Annotated in this window: 1 protein-coding gene and 1 pseudogene; both read right to left on the bottom strand. The window is 67.9% G+C overall.

Going from position 1 to position 2,402, the window contains the following annotated elements:
- Positions 1-232 precede the first annotated feature (232 nt).
- A pseudogene (locus GA0115234_RS01955) lies at positions 233-1,306 on the bottom strand (IS701 family transposase); the annotation flags it as partial.
- A 158-nt stretch (positions 1,307-1,464) separates the two neighbouring features.
- On the bottom strand, positions 1,465-2,253 hold the full coding sequence (locus tag GA0115234_RS01950; protein ID WP_093539068.1) for a class I SAM-dependent methyltransferase: 789 nt from the start codon (positions 2,251-2,253) through the stop codon (positions 1,465-1,467).
- Positions 2,254-2,402: the final 149 nt, after the last annotated feature.

Genomic DNA, 2,402 nt, shown 5'->3' with positions numbered 1-2,402 from the left:
TACTCCAGTCTGGTTTCGCGGCCTATCCAGCAGGTTCGTCGAGAGACCGCCGACGGTAGTGGCTGCGCCGGGCTGTTGCCTGGTGGCGTCTGCGCCAGATGGACCAGTGCAGCAGCCTGGCTGCGGTCGCGGCTGGCGGGGCGAAGACCGCGGTGAGCAGATGGCGGATCTCGGGGACGGTCAGGGAGATCGAGTCGCTGTCCTGAGCCGGGAAGTTCCGGCCGGCGGGTCGGCCGGGGGCCGCGTCGGCGGCGACGGCGGTCAGAAAGGCCAGGGCGAGCATGGCAAGCGTGATGTGCCGGTGCCACGATGTCCAGTGCCTGACCTGATAGTGGTCGAGTCCGACCTGGCCCTTGGCGGCCTGGAAACACTCCTCGATGCTCCAGCGGACACCGGCGACGCGGACAAGTTCAGCCAGTGTCGCGGGGGTGGGTGACCAGCACAGGTAGAAGGCGAGTTCGCCGGTGGTCCGGTTGCGGCGGATCAGCAGGTGGCGGTGGCTTCCGGTGCCAATGTGGATCCAGGCCCAGTCGTAGTGGCGGTAGCCTTTCGCGCCTATTCCGGCGCTGTGTCGTTGCCAGGCCGAGGCGGGCAGGCGCCCGGCGACGGTGTCCGCGCGGACTGTGGTGCGGCCGTTGTTGATCCTCACCCGGGCCGAACAGGCGACGGCCAGCACGTAGCCGGTGCCGCGTGCTTCCAGAACGGTCCGCAGTTGGGGGTCCTGGCCGTAGGCTTCGTCGCCGGTCACCCAGGAGGCAGCGATCCCGGCGTCCAGCGCGGCGATGATCATCTCCCCGGCCAGGCGGGGCTTGGTCGCGAACTCCACCGCCTCGGGTATTCCTGCCTCACGGCGGCGCTCGGGATCAGTGCTCCAGGAATGCTCGGGCAGGTAGAGCCGGCGGTCGATCAGAGCCCGGCCCCGGGCGGTGGCCAGGGCGAGGAACACGCCGACCTGGGCGTTCTCGATGCGTCCGGCGGTGCCCGTGTACTGCCTCTGCACTCCCGCCGAGGACCGGCCCTTCTTCAGGAAACCGGTCTCGTCGACGACGAGAACAGCATCGTCTTTGCCGAGGTGTTCGGCGGCGTATGAACGCAGGTCGTCGCGGACCGCATCGGCGTCCCATCGGGCATACCTCAGCAGACGCTGCAGGGGCCCGGGCCGCTTATGCCCCGCTCGTTCGGCCAGCTGCCAGCAGTTCTTCCGCTCGACGCCCGTCAGTAGCCCGAGCAGGTAGGAACGGGCCGCCGCCCGGGGCTCAACGCGCCCGAATCTGCCCGCGATCCGGGCCATGACCTGGTCGAACATCGCCCGCCATCGGTCAGGGTCTACGCTATGGCCTGCGGCCACCGCACGATCTTCGGGAGTCCACACAACCCCTGATCATCTCGCGGCGGCCGCCCGCGTCAGGCGCTGCCGTACTGGCCGTCGTCGCCTGGGCCATGGCGAGACTGCACACCGGAGTACTAACCCGCTTGCAGTACGAAGAACAGGAAGCACAGGAAGCGCGGCTCGGCCGCGATGGCCTCGGGGAACAGCTCGCGGGCGGCGGGATCAGGCTCCGGCTCGCTGATGACCGTAATCCGGAAACCCGCCCCGGTGAAAGCCTCGATCATCGCGTGCAGCGGCCTGTTCCAGCGACTCACCAGCGTGGTCTGGCCACCCATGCTCCACTCCACGGTCCACTTGGTGGTGTCGAAGTAGTCGCACTCGGCCTCGCGGCCGGCCTCACGGTGAATGAGGTGGACGGCAAATGGATGGTCGACAGACGCGATCAGCCGACCGCCGGGCCTAAGTACGCGTCGCAGCTCTGCCAGCGCCGGCCCCCAGTCCTCCAGGTAGTGCAGCACCAGGGACGCCACTACATCGTCGAACGTGTCATCAGGGTAGGGAAGCGGGCTGCCCAGCTCCGCCACCTGCAGATCCGCACCGTCGCCGAGCCGCTGCCGAGCCAGCCCCAGCATCCCGGCACTCGAGTCGAAGCCACTCACCATGGCGCCACGGTCGCGCAGCGCGGCGAACAGGGCCCCCGAGCCACAGCCGGCGTCGAGGATCCGCCGGCCAGCCACGTCTCCAGCGAGGGCCAGCATCGCCGGCCGCTCGTAGTAGGCATTGACCAGGTTGGTCTCGTTCGCAGCCGTGTACGCCTCGGCGAAGCTGTTGTAGTCGTTGGTCTTCGACGGATCCACACCCACCGAGGACGGTGAAACCAGCCTGGTGGAAAACGTGTGCTCTTGGTGCTCGCTTGAGGTCATGGTGCGGGAGACGTGTGCTGCAGTAGTTCGGTTCCTGGCCTTGCGTGCCCACAGAGCCCGGCGGCAACTACAGCTCGAATCAATGAATTTCGGGCAGGTCCGGGTGCAGTCGACCCGCACGTGATCACGAAACCGCACTGGAGTACTAG

The organism is Streptomyces sp. DvalAA-43 (assembly GCF_900091725.1).
GTDB classification, from domain to species: domain Bacteria; phylum Actinomycetota; class Actinomycetes; order Streptomycetales; family Streptomycetaceae; genus Streptomyces; species Streptomyces pulveraceus.
This window is presented reverse-complemented; position numbering and strand designations above follow the sequence as displayed.

What these genes read in the sequence shown, in the direction of transcription:
- GA0115234_RS01950 (WP_093539068.1), bottom strand. Translation starts at nt 2,253, where the DNA reads ATGACCTCAAGCGAGCACCAAGAGCACACGTTTTCCACCAGGCTGGTT.